Source organism: Aeromicrobium sp. EU05-FHT14F07 (assembly GCF_058790455.1).
In genome coordinates this window covers 206,262-221,932 of record NZ_JBYTCR010000002.1, presented here as the reverse complement: position 1 = coordinate 221,932, position 15,671 = coordinate 206,262, and the positions used below count along the sequence as shown (strand labels likewise).

General features: G+C 74.0%; 15 protein-coding genes. All 15 read left to right on the top strand.

From position 1 onward, the window contains the following. The first annotated feature begins 20 nt into the window (after positions 1–20). The 15 genes from AC3WRM_RS03375 (at position 21) to AC3WRM_RS03305 (ending at position 15,629) form a co-directional block, all read left to right on the top strand. Positions 21–752 (top strand): methyltransferase domain-containing protein, encoded by a 732-nt coding sequence (locus AC3WRM_RS03375; protein ID WP_492247137.1) that lies wholly within the window; start codon positions 21–23, stop codon positions 750–752. Between the two features lie 22 nt (positions 753–774). Continuing rightward, positions 775–1,167 (top strand): SCO2097 family morphological protein, encoded by a 393-nt coding sequence (locus AC3WRM_RS03370; RefSeq protein WP_492247138.1) that lies wholly within the window; start codon positions 775–777, stop codon positions 1,165–1,167. A gap of 419 nt (positions 1,168–1,586) precedes the next feature. After that, positions 1,587–2,036 carry a division/cell wall cluster transcriptional repressor MraZ gene (mraZ, locus tag AC3WRM_RS03365; RefSeq protein WP_492247139.1) on the top strand — a complete coding sequence of 150 codons (450 nt, stop codon included), beginning with the start codon at positions 1,587–1,589 and terminating at the stop codon, positions 2,034–2,036. Between the two features lie 155 nt (positions 2,037–2,191). Continuing rightward, positions 2,192–2,323 carry a hypothetical protein gene (locus AC3WRM_RS03360; RefSeq protein WP_492247140.1) on the top strand — a complete coding sequence of 44 codons (132 nt, stop codon included), beginning with the start codon at positions 2,192–2,194 and terminating at the stop codon, positions 2,321–2,323. Positions 2,324–2,337: 14 nt separating this feature from the next. Continuing rightward, positions 2,338–3,300, top strand: coding sequence for a 16S rRNA (cytosine(1402)-N(4))-methyltransferase RsmH (rsmH, locus tag AC3WRM_RS03355; RefSeq protein ID WP_492270908.1), 963 nt, complete (start codon positions 2,338–2,340; stop codon positions 3,298–3,300). Then, positions 3,297–3,722: a cell division protein FtsL gene (gene ftsL, locus AC3WRM_RS03350; protein ID WP_492247142.1), complete on the top strand. Its 426-nt coding sequence runs from the start codon at positions 3,297–3,299 to the stop codon at positions 3,720–3,722. Before rsmH ends, ftsL begins: the two co-directional genes overlap by 4 nt. Next, positions 3,719–5,482 carry a peptidoglycan D,D-transpeptidase FtsI family protein gene (locus AC3WRM_RS03345; RefSeq protein ID WP_492247143.1) on the top strand — a complete coding sequence of 588 codons (1,764 nt, stop codon included), beginning with the start codon at positions 3,719–3,721 and terminating at the stop codon, positions 5,480–5,482. The genes ftsL and AC3WRM_RS03345 overlap by 4 nt, the downstream gene beginning before the upstream one ends. Before the next feature lie 199 nt (positions 5,483–5,681). Continuing rightward, positions 5,682–7,196, top strand: coding sequence for a UDP-N-acetylmuramoyl-L-alanyl-D-glutamate--2,6-diaminopimelate ligase (locus AC3WRM_RS03340; protein WP_492247144.1), 1,515 nt, complete (start codon positions 5,682–5,684; stop codon positions 7,194–7,196). After that, positions 7,193–8,548, top strand: coding sequence for a UDP-N-acetylmuramoyl-tripeptide--D-alanyl-D-alanine ligase (locus AC3WRM_RS03335; protein ID WP_492247145.1), 1,356 nt, complete (start codon positions 7,193–7,195; stop codon positions 8,546–8,548). The genes AC3WRM_RS03340 and AC3WRM_RS03335 overlap by 4 nt, the downstream gene beginning before the upstream one ends. A gap of 97 nt (positions 8,549–8,645) precedes the next feature. Beyond that, positions 8,646–9,710, top strand: a complete 1,065-nt coding sequence (gene mraY / locus AC3WRM_RS03330) for a phospho-N-acetylmuramoyl-pentapeptide-transferase (RefSeq protein WP_253026624.1) — start codon at positions 8,646–8,648, stop codon at positions 9,708–9,710. After that, complete coding sequence (murD, locus tag AC3WRM_RS03325; protein WP_492247146.1) at positions 9,707–11,173, top strand: UDP-N-acetylmuramoyl-L-alanine--D-glutamate ligase; 1,467 nt, start codon at positions 9,707–9,709, stop codon at positions 11,171–11,173. Before mraY ends, murD begins: the two co-directional genes overlap by 4 nt. A 7-nt stretch (positions 11,174–11,180) precedes the next feature. Then, positions 11,181–12,407: a putative lipid II flippase FtsW gene (ftsW, locus tag AC3WRM_RS03320; protein WP_492247147.1), complete on the top strand. Its 1,227-nt coding sequence runs from the start codon at positions 11,181–11,183 to the stop codon at positions 12,405–12,407. Positions 12,408–12,409: 2 nt separating this feature from the next. Further along, positions 12,410–13,495, top strand: a complete 1,086-nt coding sequence (gene murG / locus AC3WRM_RS03315; RefSeq protein WP_492247148.1) for an undecaprenyldiphospho-muramoylpentapeptide beta-N-acetylglucosaminyltransferase — start codon at positions 12,410–12,412, stop codon at positions 13,493–13,495. Then, complete coding sequence (gene murC, locus AC3WRM_RS03310; protein WP_492247149.1) at positions 13,492–14,907, top strand: UDP-N-acetylmuramate--L-alanine ligase; 1,416 nt, start codon at positions 13,492–13,494, stop codon at positions 14,905–14,907. The genes murG and murC overlap by 4 nt, the downstream gene beginning before the upstream one ends. Next, entirely contained in the window at positions 14,904–15,629 is a 726-nt protein-coding gene (locus AC3WRM_RS03305; protein ID WP_492247150.1) for a cell division protein FtsQ/DivIB, read from the top strand. Before murC ends, AC3WRM_RS03305 begins: the two co-directional genes overlap by 4 nt. Positions 15,630–15,671: the final 42 nt, after the last annotated feature.

The window sequence follows — 15,671 nt, the reverse complement described above, 5'->3', positions numbered from 1 at the left end:
CGCTGTGACACAGTGACGCCATGCGTCCCGTGCGTCAGGAGATCATGTGGCAGGCCGTGCTCGACGCGGTCGCGGCCCTCGAGCGCAGCGGTCCGCTCGACGTGCTCGACGTCGGCGGCGGCACGGGGGGCGACGCCGTGCGCCTGGCGGGGCTGGGGCACCGCGTCACGGTGGTCGACCCGAGTCCCGACGCGCTGGCGTCGCTGGACCGTCGCGCCGCCGAGGCGGGCGTGCAGGGCCAGGTGGTGGGCGTCCTCGGCGACACCGGCGACCTGGGGGAGGAGGTCGTCGCTGCAGGCACCGACCTCGCGCTGCTGCACGGGGTGCTCGAGCACGTCGACGACCCCGTCGAGGCGCTGCGCACCGTCGCGGCCACGCTGCGACCCGACGGCGTGCTGAGCGTCGTCGTCGCGGGGCGGCCCGCTGCCGTCCTCGCCCGCACCCTCGCCGGCGACTTCGAGGCGGCGTCCGCACTCGCGCAGGCACGCGTGGAGGGCTGGGACCTGCGCACGCACGGCCCGCGCCGGTACGTGCCGGAGGAGCTGCACGAGCAGCTCGCGGCGGCGGGCTTCGGGGTGCTGGCGCACGCCGGGCTGCGCACGTTCGCCGACCTCGTGCCGAGCGCCGTCGTGGACACGGAACCGGGAGCCCGCGAACGCTTGTACGCTCTGGAGCGTCTGGTCCGGACGTCCAGCGAGTTCTCAGGGATCTCGGCTGGTCTGCACACCATCGCCCGCCTAGACTTGGTCTAGACCCACCCACAGGAGGCCTCCGGTGCCACTCTCCGACGAAGAAGCCCGCCTGCTCCAGCAGCTCGAGCAGTCTCTCGCGGCCGAGGATCCCGACTTCGCGTCGACCCTCCGGGGCTCCAAGCAGGCCGCGCGCAACCGCAAGGTCGCCGTGCTGTCCGGGCTCGGGCTCGTCGTCGGTCTCGGCATCCTGTTCGCCGGCGCGGTCTCCGCGCTGACCTGGCTCGGCGTGCTCGGCTTCGTGGTGATGCTCGCCGGCGGCTACTTCTTCGTCACCGCGTGGCGCCACGGCCTGACCGCCACGCCCGACGCCGGCCCGGTCCGCTCCTCCGGTACCAAGGGCCCCAAGCCGTCCGGCTCGTTCGTGGACCGCATGGAGGAGCGTTGGCAGCGACGCCAGGACGGCGACGACCGCTGACCCTCCCGCGGACCCCCTGAGGTCCGCCCCCCCCACACCTCCCCACACCGGGTTCCGCAGCAGCGGGACCCGGTGTCCTCGTTCCACGCACCCCTTCCATCCCTCCGTCCGCGGGCAGCCCCGTGCTTGCGGACGCCGCGACGCACGGTCCGCCTCACCGCCACGAGCCCCACCACGCAGGAAAGGAGCGGGAGGGCGCTCCACTTCGCCCCACCGCGGCGGCTCCAGGGGTGCTGAGTCCTGCAACGACGGGGCTGGACGCCGCTCGCGGCGCGCTGCGACACGTCAGGAAATCGCCGGAACTTCGGCGGTGTCGCATTGACGGTGGGGGAAGGTGGGGTAGTGTGGTGCGAAATGGAGCACACAGGGATCCTTCCGCGACGGTGGGGGACCCGACGCGGGAGACGAGGTGAGGGGAGGTGGGCATCGATGCGGACAACTTCTTCGGCACCTACACGCCCCGCCTCGACGACAAGTCCCGGCTCTTCCTCCCGGCCAAGTTCCGTCCACGGCTCGAGGGCGGCATCGTGCTGACCCGCGGGCAGGAGAACTGCATCTACGGCTGGACGACGGAGGCCTTCGGCGCGTTCACCGACCGCATCCGCGAGACGCCGTTCACCAACCGCGAGGCCCGCAACTTCGTGCGCATGCTCTACTCGGGCGCCTCCTCGGAGGTCCCGGACAAGCAGGGCCGCATCTCCATCCCGCCGGTGCTGCGCACCTGGGCCGGGCTCGAGCGTGACGTCGCCGTCGTCGGCGCGATGGACCGCATCGAGATCTGGGACGCCCGCCGCTGGGACGAGTACTCCGCCGGCCAGGAGGAGCAGTTCGCCGACATGTCCGACGAGGTGATGCCCGGCATCTTCTGAGCCCGCGAGGTCCGACCTCCGCCTGTCCGGTCCTGGCATCACTTCCCCGGTGCCAGAGCCGTACGGACGGGGATCAGGCCGCACGGTCGCCCCCCGCACCACCGTCCACCCCCACAGCCCGCTCCCACCGAGCCCCGAGCACCCGAGGAGGTGCGATGCACCAGCCCCGACGCGTCCGGCACGAGCTCGCCGACGCCGCCGTCCTGATGGCGTTCTCCGCCGGCGTCTCCGTCGCCCTCGCCCTGCTCATCGGCCTGGCCGTCACCATCGTGGCCGGTGCCGCGTGACGCAGGACGACGGGGTGGGCACCCCCGACGCCCGGCACGTGCCGGTCCTCCTCGACCGGTGCCTGGAGCTGCTCGAGCCCGCGCTGACCGCTCCTGGCGAGCGCCACCGCGTCGTCGTCGACGCCACGCTCGGCCTGGGCGGACACACCGAGGCGATGCTCCGACGCTTCCCCGACGTGCACGTCGTCGGCATCGACCGCGACACCGAGGCTCTCGCCCGGGCACGGGAACGCCTCGAACCCTTCGGCGACCGCGTCACCTACGCCCACGCCGTGTACGACGAGCTGCCCGACGTCCTCGCCGACGCCGGGCTGCGCCGCGTCGACGGCGTGCTGTTCGACCTCGGCGTCTCCTCGATGCAGCTCGACCTCGCCGACCGCGGGTTCGCCTACGCGCAGGACGCCCCCCTCGACATGCGCATGACGCCCGGCGTGGGACCGACCGCCGCCGACGTCCTCAACACGTACCCGGCCGACCGGCTGGCGCGCGTCCTGCGCGTGCACGGCGAGGAGAAGTTCGCGCGCAGGATCGCCGACGCCGTCGTCGCTGCACGCGAGAGCGAGCCGTTCACCCGCAGCGCCCGCCTGGTGGAGCTCGTCCGCGACAGCATCCCCGCCGCCGCCCGGCGCACCGGGGGACACCCGGCCAAGCGGACCTTCCAGGCGCTGCGCATCGAGGTCAACGACGAGCTCGCGGTCTACGCCCGCGCCCTGCCCGCCGCGCTCGACGCCCTCGCCGTCGGCGGACGGGTCGTCGTCCTCTCCTACCACTCGCTCGAGGACCGCATCACCAAGCGGGCGCTCGCCGAGGTCACCACCCTCGACGTCCCGCACGGGCTGCCGGTCGTGCCCGCCGAGCTCGAGCCGCGGTTCCGTCTGCTCACGCGTGGCGCCGAGCAGGCCGGCCCGGCCGAGTCCACCGAGAACCCCCGCGCCCGGTCCGTCCGGCTGCGCGCCGTCGAGAGGGTCGCCGCATGAGCACCATGCACGCCGCGCGTCCACGGCAGAGGCAGGCGCGCCAGGCCCGCCCCGCGACGCTCCCGCTGCGGCTCGTCGCGCCCGTGCGCAGCCGCGCCGGCCGCGCCCCGTTCGTGGTCGTCGTGCTCACCGTGCTCGGCATCGGCCTCGTCGGGCTGATCCTCCTCAGCACCGTCCTGCAGGCGCAGGCCTTCGAGATCGCGCGGCTGCAGACCAGGGCCGACGCGCTCACCGTGCAGGAGCAGGACCTGCGTCGCGAGGTCGAGGGGCTCCAGGCGCCCGCCGACCTCGCCCAACGGGCCGTCCGTCTCGGCATGGTGCCCAACACCAACCCCGTCTTCCTGCGCTCGAGCGACGGCAAGGTCGTCGGCGACCCCGTGCCCGCCGAGCCCCGCAGCAACGTCGAGAGGGTCGACCGATGAAGCGCCAGCGCCTCTCCCGCACCCGGCTGCGGGTCAGCCTCCTGCTCGTCGTCAGCCTCTTCATGCTCTTCGGCGTCCGCCTCTTCTGGATCCAGGGCCTCGACGCCCAGGCGTACGCCGCCATGGCGCGCAACGCCAGCACGCAGCCCGTGACCGTGCCCGCGCCGCGCGGCGACATCCTCGACCGCAACGGCGAGGTCATCGCGACCAGCGTCGACTCGCTCACCCTCACCGCCGACCCCACCCTGACCACCAAGAAGGCACCGCAGATCGCCCGGATCCTCGTCTCGAGCCTCGGCGAGGACCGCGTCGACTACTTCGACCTCATCGAGAAGCTGCGCACCCCCGACACCCGGTTCGTCGTCCTCGAGAAGAACCTCCCCGCCGCGAAGGGCCAGAAGGCGCTCCAGGCGCTCCGCAAGGCCGGCGCCGCCGGCGTCTTCAGCCAGAAGACCACGATGCGCACGTACCCCGGCGGCCGTCTCGCCGCCAACCTCGTCGGCTACATGAGCCAGACCAAGGACTCCGACACCCCCGTCGGCGTGCAGGGCATCGAGCGCCAGTACGACTCCCTCCTCACCGGCAAGGACGGCTCCGCCACCTACGAGGTGTCACCGACCGGCCAGCGGATCCCCATGGCGGACAGCACCGTCGTGCCGATGAAGCCCGGCCAGGACGTCCAGACCACCATCGACCGCGACCTGCAGTGGTACGCCGACCAGCGCCTCGCCGACGCCGTGCGCTCCTCCGGGTCCGACTGGGGCCTCGCCATCACGATGGACGTGCGCACCGGACAGGTCGTCCAGCTCTCGCAGGCCCCCACCTTCGACCCTGGCTCCAAGGCCACCATGCAGGACTCCAACACCGTCTCGCGGTTCGTGCAGACGGTCTACGAGCCCGGCTCCGTGCTCAAGACGATCACCATGGCCGCGCTCGCCGACCAGGGCAAGATCACCCCCGACACGCAGATCAGCGTGCCCGGGAAGATGGTCATCGACAAGTTCCCCATCGGCGACTACTGGCAGCACGGCACCCTCAACCTCACCGCCGCCGGCGTCATCGCCAAGTCGTCGAACCTGGGCACCATCGTCGCCGCGCAGCAGATGAGCAACCAGACGATGCACGACTACCTGCGCAAGTTCGGCTTCGGCGTCGGCTCCGGCGTCCAGCTCCCCGGCGAGTCGCGCGGCATCCTCGCGCCCGCCGCCAGCTGGACCAAGGCCAACCACGCCACCATCTCCTTCGGCCAGGGCATCTCCGTCACCGCCCTGCAGGTCGTCCGCGCCGTCGGCGCCATCGCCAACGGCGGCGTCATGGTCGACCCGTCCGTCGTCAGCGGCTTCGTCGACGCCGACGGACACCGCACCGACGCCAAGGAGGTCCCCTCCCGCCGCGTCGTCTCCAAGAAGGCCGCCGCCGAGGTCACCCGCATGATGGAGGCCGTCACCGCCGACGACGGCACCGCACCCGCCGCGCAGATCCCCGGCTACCGGGTCGCCGGCAAGACCGGCACCGCCTGGCGCGTCAACCCCGTCACCGGACGCTACGTCCGCGGCCAGAACACCGTCTCCTTCATCGGCTTCGCACCCGCCGACGAGCCCCGGTTCATCACCTACGTCGTGCTCGACAAGCCGTTCGCCAACGCCGGAGGCGGCTCGACCGCCGCGCCCGTCTTCCACGACATCATGTCGATGGCCCTCGAGCGCTTCGGCGTCGCGCCCACCGGGTCGCGGTCGCCGAAGGTGGCGCAGGAATGGTAGGAGCCGGATCGCGCTCGTTCCTCGCGCTCCTGAGCGGCTTGGTCGCTGGCGCTCCCTCGCCGCTGCCCGGCTCGGCTCGCTCGCTGGCGCTCGTTCGCCGTTGAGGTGGGTCCATGGTCGGCACGGTTTGCACAGGGTGGCTGTGGAACGGGTTCCGGGGTGGGGTGAGGGGATGGCGCGGAGTCGCTACGTTGGACCGGTGACCGACAGCGAGGACCTCCCGACGACCATGCGGACCCGGCCACGCGAGGTGGCGCGGCGCACGCTCGGCGATGTCGCGCGACACCTCGACGTCCCGCCGGCGACGGGGGAGGACCCCGTCGTCACCGGCATCAGCCTCAGCACCCGCACCCTGCAGCCGGGTGACCTCTACGCCGCCCTGCCCGGCAGCCGGGTCCACGGCGCCGACTTCGCCGCCGCGGCCGCGTCCGCCGGCGCGGTCGCCGTGCTCACCGACGCCGACGGTGCCACCCGCACCGCAGGCCTGCCCACCGTCGTCGTCGACCGCCCCCGCGCGCGGCTCGCCGAGCTCAGCGCCTGGTTCCACGACCACCCCACGCGGGCGTTCACCACCTTCGGCATCACCGGCACCCAGGGCAAGACCACCACCACCTACCTCGCCGAGTCCGCCGTCGGCAGCACCCGCAGCGCCGTCGTCGGCACCATCGGCACCCGCGTCAAGGGCGTCCCCGCCGCCTCCGCGCTCACCACCCCCGAGGCGCCCGACCTCCAGGCGCTGTTCGCGGTCATGCGCGAGGAGCAGGTCGGGCTCTGCGCCATGGAGGTCTCGAGCCACGCCCTGGTGCAGGGCCGCGTCGACGGGTTCGCCTTCGACGTCGCCGCGTTCCTCAACCTCGGGCGCGACCACCTCGACTTCCACCGCGACCTCGAGGACTACTTCGCGGCGAAGGCCAGCCTCTTCACCCCCGAGCACGCCCAGCGGGCCGTCGTCAACGTCGACGACGAGCACGGCCGGCGCCTCGTCGACCTCACCCCGCTCCCCGTCACCACATTCTCCACCGCCGGCCGCGTCGCCGACTGGCGCGCCGCCAACGTCCGCCCCCACCGGCTCGGCACCGACCTGGAGGTCCTCGGCCCCGACGGGCTCGAGCTCGACCTGCACGTGCCGCTGCCCGGCGTGTTCAACGTCGCCAACGCGCTCGCCGTCATCGCCTCCCTCGCCACGGTCGGCCACGACCCGGCCGACCTCGCCGCCGGCATCGCGACCAGCCCCGGCGTCCCCGGCCGGATGGAGCGCGTCGACGCCGGGCAGGAGTGGACCGCCGTCGTCGACTACGCGCACAAGCCCGACGCCGTCGAGGCCGTCCTCACCGCGCTGCGTCCGGTCACCCCCGGCCGGCTCGTCGTGGTCATCGGCGCCGGTGGCGACCGCGACCTCGGCAAGCGCCCTCTCATGGGCGAGGTCGCCGCCCGGTACGCCGACCTCGTCGTCGTCACCGACGACAACCCGCGCACCGAGGACCCCGCGGCCATCCGGCGGGCCGTCCTCGCCGGTGCGGAGGGCGGGGCCGCCGAGGTCGTGGAGGTCGCCGGTCGACGCGACGCCATCGCCCACGCGGTCGCCGCCGCACGACGCGGGGACACGGTCGTGGTGGCCGGCAAGGGGCACGAGCAGGGTCAGGAGATCGGCGACGTCGTCCACCCGTTCGACGACCGCCAGGTGCTGCGTCGCCTGATCGAGGAGCACGCATGATCCCCCTCAGCCTCGCCGCGATCGCCCAGGCCGTCGGCGGCGTCGTGCACGGCGACGGCGACGTCGTCGTCACCGGACCCGCCACCCTCGACTCGCGTGCCGTGACGCCCGGCGGGCTCTTCGTCGCGCTGGCGGGGGAGCGGGTCGACGGGCACGACTTCGTCGGCGCCGCCCTGCAGGGCGGCGCGGTCGCCGTGCTCGCCTCGCGACCCGTCGAGGCACCGGCCGTGGTCGTCGACGACGTCACCGACGCCCTCGGTCGGCTCGCCCGGCACGTCCTCGACCTGCTCGACGTCCAGGTCGTCGCGCTCACCGGCTCCCAGGGCAAGACCAGCGTCAAGGACCTCCTGGCCCACCTCCTCGGCCGGGTCGGGCCCACGGTCGCCACGGCCGGCAACTACAACAACGAGCTCGGCGTCCCGCTAACCGTCCTGCGGGCCGACCTGGCCACCCGCTACCTGGTGGTCGAGATGGGGGCCAGGGGGATCGGGCACGTCGCACGCCTGTGTCGCGTCGCGCCGCCGCACGTCTCGACCGTGCTCAACGTCGGCAGCGCCCACGTGGGGGAGTTCGGGTCGGTCGACAACATCGCGATCGGCAAGGGCGAGATCGTCGAAGGGCTGCGACCTGGTGGCACCGCCGTGCTCAACGCCGACGACGTGCGCGTCGACGCCATGGAGCCTCGCGTTCCGGCGGGCTGCGAGGTCGTCCGGTTCGGCCGCGCCGCCCAGGGACCGGACGACGTGCGCATCGTCGACGTGACGCTCGACGACCGCGGCGAGCCCGACGTCGTGCTCGAGCACGGGGCCGAGCGCTGGACCACGCACGTGCCGCTCCTCGGGGTGCACCAGGCGTCGAACGCCGCAGCCGCGCTCGCGCTGCTCTCCGGGCTCGGGCTGCCCGTGGCAGGCACCTCGCTCGAGGACTACGCACCCGCCACCGCGCAGCGCCTCGAGCGGCACGAGCGCGCCGACGGCGTCGTCGTGCTCGACGACTCCTACAACGCCAATCCCGAGTCGGTGCGTGCGGCGCTGGAGGCGCTCGCGGGGCTCGGTGCGCAGCGCCGCGTGGCGGTGCTGGGGGAGATGCTCGAGCTCGGCGCCGACGCCCACGCCCGGCACGTCGAGGTCGGGCGTGCCGCGGCGGAGCTCGGGACGTCGCTCGTCGTCGCGGTCGGCGACGGGGCGCGCGGCATCGCGGAGGGTGCCGGCGACGTCGGCCTCGCCGTGCCCGACGTCGACGTGGCCCTCGACACGCTCCGGGCGTGGCTCTCGCCGGGCGACGCGGTCCTCGTGAAAGCATCGAGAGGTGCCCGCCTCGAGCGGGTCACGACGCGCCTGCTCGAGCCCTGACCGGCATACTCGACCCGGACCACCCCAGCCCGACCAGCCCCGCCCGACCAGCCCGCTCGCGCCCAGCCCCGACCCCCCCGAGAGGACCACCGCCCGCATGCTCGCCGTCCTGATCGCCTCAGCCCTCGCCCTCGTGGGCACCCTGCTGGGCACGCGCGTGGCCATCAACGTGCTGGTCAAGAAGGGCTACGGGCAGCTGATCCGCGACGACGGCCCCACCTCGCACCACGTGAAGCGCGGCACGCCGACCATGGGCGGCACGGTCATCATCCTCGCGTCGCTGCTCGCCTACGCGATCGCGAAGCTGGTCACCGGCTACCCGCCCAGCGCCTCGGCCCTGCTGCTGCTGTTCCTCTTCGCGGGGCTCGGGCTCATCGGCTTCCTCGACGACTACATCAAGATCTCCAAGCAGCGCAGCCTCGGGCTGCGCAGCAAGGCCAAGATGATCGGCCAGGTGCTCGTCGGGCTCGTGTTCGCGGTGCTGGCCATCGGCTGGGAGGACGAGAACGGACGCACCCCCATCTCGCACGCGATCTCCTTCGTGCGCGACATCCCGGGCACGCAGCTGCCCACCGTCCTGCTCGTCGTCTGGGTGCTGCTGATGATCGCGGGCGCCAGCAACGGCGTGAACCTCGCCGACGGCCTCGACGGCCTGGCCACCGGCGCCTCGGTGATGGTCTTCGGCGCGTTCGTCGTGATCAACGTCTGGCAGTACAACCAGAGCTGCGCCACCGAGCAGGTCAGCCGCTGCTACGAGGTGAGGGACCCGCTCGACCTCGCGGTGGTGGCCGCGGCCATCACCGGGGCCTGCTTCGGCTTCCTGTGGTGGAACGCCTCGCCGGCGAAGATCTTCATGGGCGACACCGGGTCGCTCTCCCTCGGTGGCGCGATGGCCGGGTTCGCGCTGATGACCCGCACCGAGCTCCTGCTCGTCATCATCGGCGGCCTGTTCGTCGCCATCACGTTCTCGGTCATCCTGCAGGTCGCGTACTTCAAGGCCACCGGCGGCAAGCGGATCTTCCGCATGGCCCCCCTGCAGCACCACTTCGAGCTGCTCGGCTGGGCCGAGATCACCATCGTCGTCCGGTTCTGGATCATCAGCGGGCTGTGCGTGGCCGCCGGTCTGGGCGTCTTCTACTGGGAATGGCTCGCCTTCCGATGAGCACGGAGCAGCCGCGTCGCGACGTCGAGACCCTCGGCGTCGGCGACGACTGGACGGGTGTGCGCGCCGTCGTCACCGGCTTCGGCGTCAGCGGCTTCGCCGCGGCCGACACCCTGCAGCACCTCGGGGCGAGCGTCACGGTCGTCGACGAGCGCGTCCCGGACGACGGGTCGGCCCGCGCCGAGCAGGCCACGCTGCTCGAGACGCTCGGCGTCACGCTGCGTCTCGAGCCGGGCGCCACGGCCACGCTGCCCGAGGACGTCGACCTCGTCGTCACCTCGCCGGGCTGGCGTCCGGAGTCGCCCGCGCTGCGCGCCGCCGCCGAGCGCGGCGTCCCCGTGTGGGGCGAGGTCGAGCTCGCGTGGCGCCTGCGCGGCCCCGACGCGCCGCCGTGGCTGTGCGTCACCGGCACCAACGGCAAGACGACCACCGTGCAGATGCTCGACGCGATCCTGCGTGCCGCCGGCCTGCGCAGCGCCGCGGTCGGCAACGTCGGACGACCCGTCGTCGAGGCCGTGATGGACCCCGAGCCGCTCGACGTCCTCGCCGTCGAGCTCTCCAGCTTCCAGCTGCACTGGAGCTCCTCGCTCGCCGCCGAGGCGTCGGCCGTGCTCAACATCGCCGACGACCACCTCGACTGGCACGGCACGCTCGACGCCTACGCCCACGCCAAGGGTCGCGTGTACGAGCACGTCGAGCGGGCGTGCGTCTACAACGTGGAGGACCCCCGCACCGAGCAGCTCGTGCGCGACGCCGACGTGCAGGAGGGTGCGCGGGCGATCGGGTTCACCCTCGGGGTGCCGGCACCCGGCATGCTCGGCGTCGTCGACGGCCTGCTCGCCGACCGTGCCTTCGCGCCGGACCGCCAGACCAGCGCCGCCGAGCTCGGCTCGGTCGCCGACCTGCCCGACGACGCGCCGCACACCGTCGCCAACGCGCTCGCCGCCGCGGCGCTCGCCCGCGCGCACGGGGTCGAGCCGAAGGCCGTGCGCGACGGCCTGCGCGGCTTCCGACGAGGCCCGCACCGCGCCGACCTCGTCGCCGAGGTCGACGGCGTGCGCTACGTCGACGACTCCAAGGCCACGAACCCCCACGCGGCGCTCGCCTCGCTGCGCGGCGTCGAGTCGGCCGTGTGGATCGCGGGAGGACTCGCCAAGGGCGCCCGCTTCGACGAGCTCGTCGAGGCCGCCCGCGAGCGGCTGCGCGGCGTGGTGCTCATCGGCACCGACCGCGCCGTGGTCGCGGAGGCGCTCGCCCGACACGCGCCGGATGTGCCCGTGACGGAGGTCGTCGGCGGGGAGGATGGCCTCATGGACGACGTCGTCGCGGCAGCGGCCGCCCTCGCGCGCACGGGTGACACGGTGCTGCTGGCGCCCGGGTGCGCGTCCATGGACCAGTTCCGCGACTACGCCGCGCGGGGCGACGCCTTCGCCGCGTCGGTGCGCCGGCTGCCCACCGCGTGAGCCTGCGATGAGCACCACCGACAAGTCGCCGCGCTCGTCCGGCAGCGCGGTCGCCGGCGCGCAGCGCCTGCTCGACCGCCCGCTCGCGTCCTACCAGCTCGTCCTCGGCACCACGGCGCTGCTCCTCGGCCTCGGCCTGATCATGGTGCTCAGTGCCAGCTCGGTGCTCTCGCTGCAGGTCTACGGCAGCTCCTTCGCGATCGTGCAGCGCCAGCTCGTGCTCGCGGCCGCAGGTCTGGCCGGTGCCTACGCGGTCACGCGCATGCCCATGACGCTGCTGCGTCGCCTGATCCTGCCGGGGCTCCTGGTCTCCATCGCCCTCACGCTCGCCACCTTCATCCCCGGGGTCGGCGTCGAGGTCAACGGCAACACCAACTGGATCCCCGTCGCAGCCGGGTTCCGCCTGCAGCCGTCGGAGTTCCTCAAGCTGACCCTCGTGCTCTGGATCGCCGACCACTACGCGCGCCGCCAGAAGCACCTCGACAACCCGCGGCTCGTGCTGCTGCCGATGACGCTCGTCGCCGGCTTCTGCGCCGCTCTGGTCGTCGCCCAGAACGACCTCGGCACCGCCCTCGTGCTGTTCGCCGTGATCGTCGGCATGCTCTGGGTCGTCGGCCTGCCGGGACGCTTCCTGGGCGCGATCGTCGCGTTCGTGGGCGTGCTGCTCGTGTTCTTCGTGGCCACCGCGCCGCACCGCGTGGCGCGCATGCTGAGCTTCCTGAACCCGCTGGCCGACCCCGACAAGGACGGCTACCAGGCCGTCCACGCGATGATGGGCTTCGCGCGCGGCGGCTTCGGCGGTGTCGGGCTGGGTGGCAGCCGGCAGAAGTGGGGCTCGCTCCCCGAGGCGCACACCGACTTCATCCTCGCCGTCGTCGGCGAGGAGCTCGGGCTGCTCGGCAGCCTCGTCGTGCTGGTCCTCTTCGTGCTGCTGGCCGTCGCGGGCGTCCGCATCGCCACGCGCAGCCGCGACCCGTTCGCGCGCTACGCCGCGGCCGGCGTCACGGTGTGGATCACCGCGCAGGCGGCCATCAACATCGCCATGGTGCTCGGGCTGCTGCCCGTCATCGGCATCCCGCTCCCGCTGCTGTCCTACGGCGGCTCGAGCGTCCTCGTGACCCTGGTGGGCTGCGGCGTGCTCCTGCGCTGCGCCACCACCGAACCAGGCGCCGCCCGCGCGCTGGCCGCCGGCAAGGCGCGCCGCGCGCGCAGCAGCGCCGCCCGGAGGCGTTGACCGTGCGTGCACTCCTCGCCGGCGGTGGCACCGCCGGCCACACCTCCCCGCTCCTCGCGACGGCCGCCGTGCTGCGCGACGAGGGGGTCGACGTGACCTGTCTGGGCACCCCACGGGGCCTGGAGACCACCCTCATCCCCGAGGCCGGGTTCCCGCTCGAGCTGGTGCCGCCGGTCCCGCTGCCCCGACGCCCCGGCGTCGCGCTGCTGCGCGTGCCGGGACGCCTCCGCGCAGCGGTGCGGGCCACCCACGACGTCTTCGAGCGCGTCCAGCCCGACGTGGTGGTCGGCTTCGGCGGCTACGTCTCGGTCCCGGCCTACCTCGTGGCCCGACGTCGTGGCGTGCCGCTGGTCGTGCACGAGGGCAACGCCAAGCCGGGCATCGCCAACCGACTGGGTGCGCGCTTCACCGACCACGTCGCCACCAGCTTCCCCGACACGCCGCTGCGGCACGGCCAGTACGTCGGCCTGCCGATCCGGCGCCAGATCTCCGGGCTCGACCGGGCCGCCGCGCGCGCCGAGGGCCGCGCGCACTTCGGGCTCGACCCCGACCGGCCCACGCTGCTCGTCACGGGCGGCTCGCAGGGGGCCCGCCGCATCAACCAGGCGGTCAGCGGTGCGGCACGTGACCTCGCCGAGGCCGGCGTCCAGGTGCTCCACGCCGCCGGACGCCCCGAGGAGGTCGTGCTCGACCGCCCCGACGACGCCCCGCCGTACGTCGTGGAGCAGTACATCGACCGCATCGACCTCGCCTACGCCGCGGCCGACCTCGTCGTCTGCCGCGCCGGGGCCAACACCGTCACCGAGGTGGCAGCGGTCGGCCTGCCCGCCGCGTTCGTCCCGCTGCCGATCGGCAACGGCGAGCAGGCGCTCAACGCGCACCCCGTCGTGCAGGCGGGCGGCGGGCTGCTCATCGACGACGAGGCCATGACGCCCGCCTGGGTCGACCAGGTCGTCGTACCGCTCGTGCAGGACGCCGAGCGCCTGGCCGTCATGTCGGCGGCGGCGACCGACCTGGTGCCGCGCGACGCCGACGCCCGGCTCGCTCGCATGGTCCTGGCCGCCGCGGGTCGAGAGCTCGCCCGATGAGGGTTCCCGTACCCGACCACGTGCCCGGCCCGCAGGGCCTCGGCCGGGTCCACCTCGTCGGCATCGGCGGGGCGGGGCTGTCCGCCATCGCGCGCCTGCTCGCCCAGCAGGGCGTGACCGTCAGCGGCAGCGACGCCGCGGACGGCGCCGTGGTGCGGGCCTTGCGCGAGGAGGGCATCACGGTCCACGTCGGGCACGCGGCGGAGCACGTCGAGGGCGCCGACACCGTGATCGTGTCCACCGCGGTGCGCGAGGACAACCCCGAGGTCGTGGCCGCGGCGGCGTCGGGCGCGCGGCTCTGGCCGCGGTCGGCCGGCCTGCGGTCGGTCATGACCGACCGCCGCACGGTCGCGGTCGCGGGCACGCACGGCAAGACCACCACCACCGCCATGCTGACCTGCGCCCTCGTGGCCGCCGGAGCCGAGCCGTCGTTCGCGATCGGCGCGGAGGTCGCGAGCCTCGGCACCAACGCGCGGTTGGGCACCGGCGACGTCCTCGTGGCGGAGGCCGACGAGAGCGACGGCGCGTTCCTGCACTACGACCCCGCGTTCGCGGTGGTGACCAACGTCGACGCCGACCACCTCGACACCTGGGGCACCGAGGAGGCCTACGCAGCCGCGTTCGAGCAGTTCGTCGGCACGGTCGACGAGGTGCTCGTGCTCGGGGCCGATGACCCGGGCGCCGCTGACCTGGCCGCTGCCGGGTCCGCCCGCGGGCTCGACGTCGTGACCACGGGACTGGGGGAGGGTCACGACCTGCGGGCCCGCGACGTGCAGGTGGTCGCGGGGGCGACGACCTTCGTCGTTGACGGGCTCGGTCTCGCCGGCCTGCCGGTCCGCCTGGCCGTGCCCGGTGCCCACTACGCCCAGGACGCGCTCCTCGCGCTGGCCGTGGGCCTGCGCCTCGGGCACCCGGCCGAGTCCCTCGTGGAGGGGCTGGCCGCCTACGGCGGCGCCCGGCGACGGATGGAGCGGCTCGGCGAGGTCGACGGCGTGGTCGTCTACGACTCCTACGCCCACCACCCGACCGAGATCCGCGCCGACCTCGCGGCGGCCCGGTCGATCGCGGGGGAGGGGCGGCTCGTCGTGGCCTACCAGCCGCACCTGGTGAGCCGCACCCGCCTGTACGGGGCGGAGATGGGCCGGGCGCTGTCGGCCGCCGACCTCGTCCTGGTGGCCGATCTGTACCTCGCCCGCGAGGACCCCGACCCCGCCGTCACGTCGGCCCTCGTGGTCGAGGCGGTCGACGGCCCGCCCGCCTCCGTCGGCGGACCGGTGGCCGACCTCCACGAGGTCCTCCTCCCGCAGGTGCGGCCCGGCGACCTCGTCCTGACGCTCGGGGCCGGCGACGTGACCGTGGTCGGTCCGCGGCTGCTCGACGCGCTGCGCTCCCGCGGGACGGGCGGGGCATGACCGAGCAGCGCTTCCACGAGCGGCGTCGACGCGACCGCCGGAAGCGGCTGCTCCGCTGGGCCGGGGGCGTCGGCACCGTCGTCCTCGTCGGCGTGCTCGTCTGGCTCGTCTGGTTCTCGCACGTGCTCGGCGTCCGCGACGTCGAGGTGGAGGGCACGAGGACCCTCGGGGTCAAGCAGGTGCGTGCGGTCGCGGACGTCCGTCTCGGCACGCCCCTGGCGAGGCTCGACACCGCGGCCGTCGAGGCGCGGGTGGCGGGCCTGCCGGCGGTGGAGCGGGTCGAGGTCCGGCGCAGCTGGCCGCGCACCGTCCGGGTCGAGGTCACCGAGCGGACGGCCGTGGCCTGGACCCGGGTCGACGGCGACGTGCGCGCCCTCGACCGCTTCGGCATCGACTACCGGACCCTGCGCCGGCCGCCCCGGGGCCTGGTCGAGGTCAGCACCACGGCCACGGACCCGCGGCAGCGCCAGCTGGCGGTCGTCGCCGCGGCCGCGGTCGTGGCCCGGCTCGAGAAGGACGATCCCGACCTGGTGAAGGCCGTCCGCGCGGTCGAGGCGCCCAGCCGCGACGCGGTGACCCTGCGGCTCTCGCGCGACCGCACGGTCACGTGGGGGAGTGCTGCCAAGCCCGAGCAGAAGCTCAAGGTCCTGCGGGCGCTGCTGCGCATCCGCGCGCGGGGCTACGACGTCAGCGCGCCCGAGCAGCCCACCACGCGCCAGTAGCGCCGACGGCCGCCCCGACCTGCTCGGACGCGCCGGGCCTGC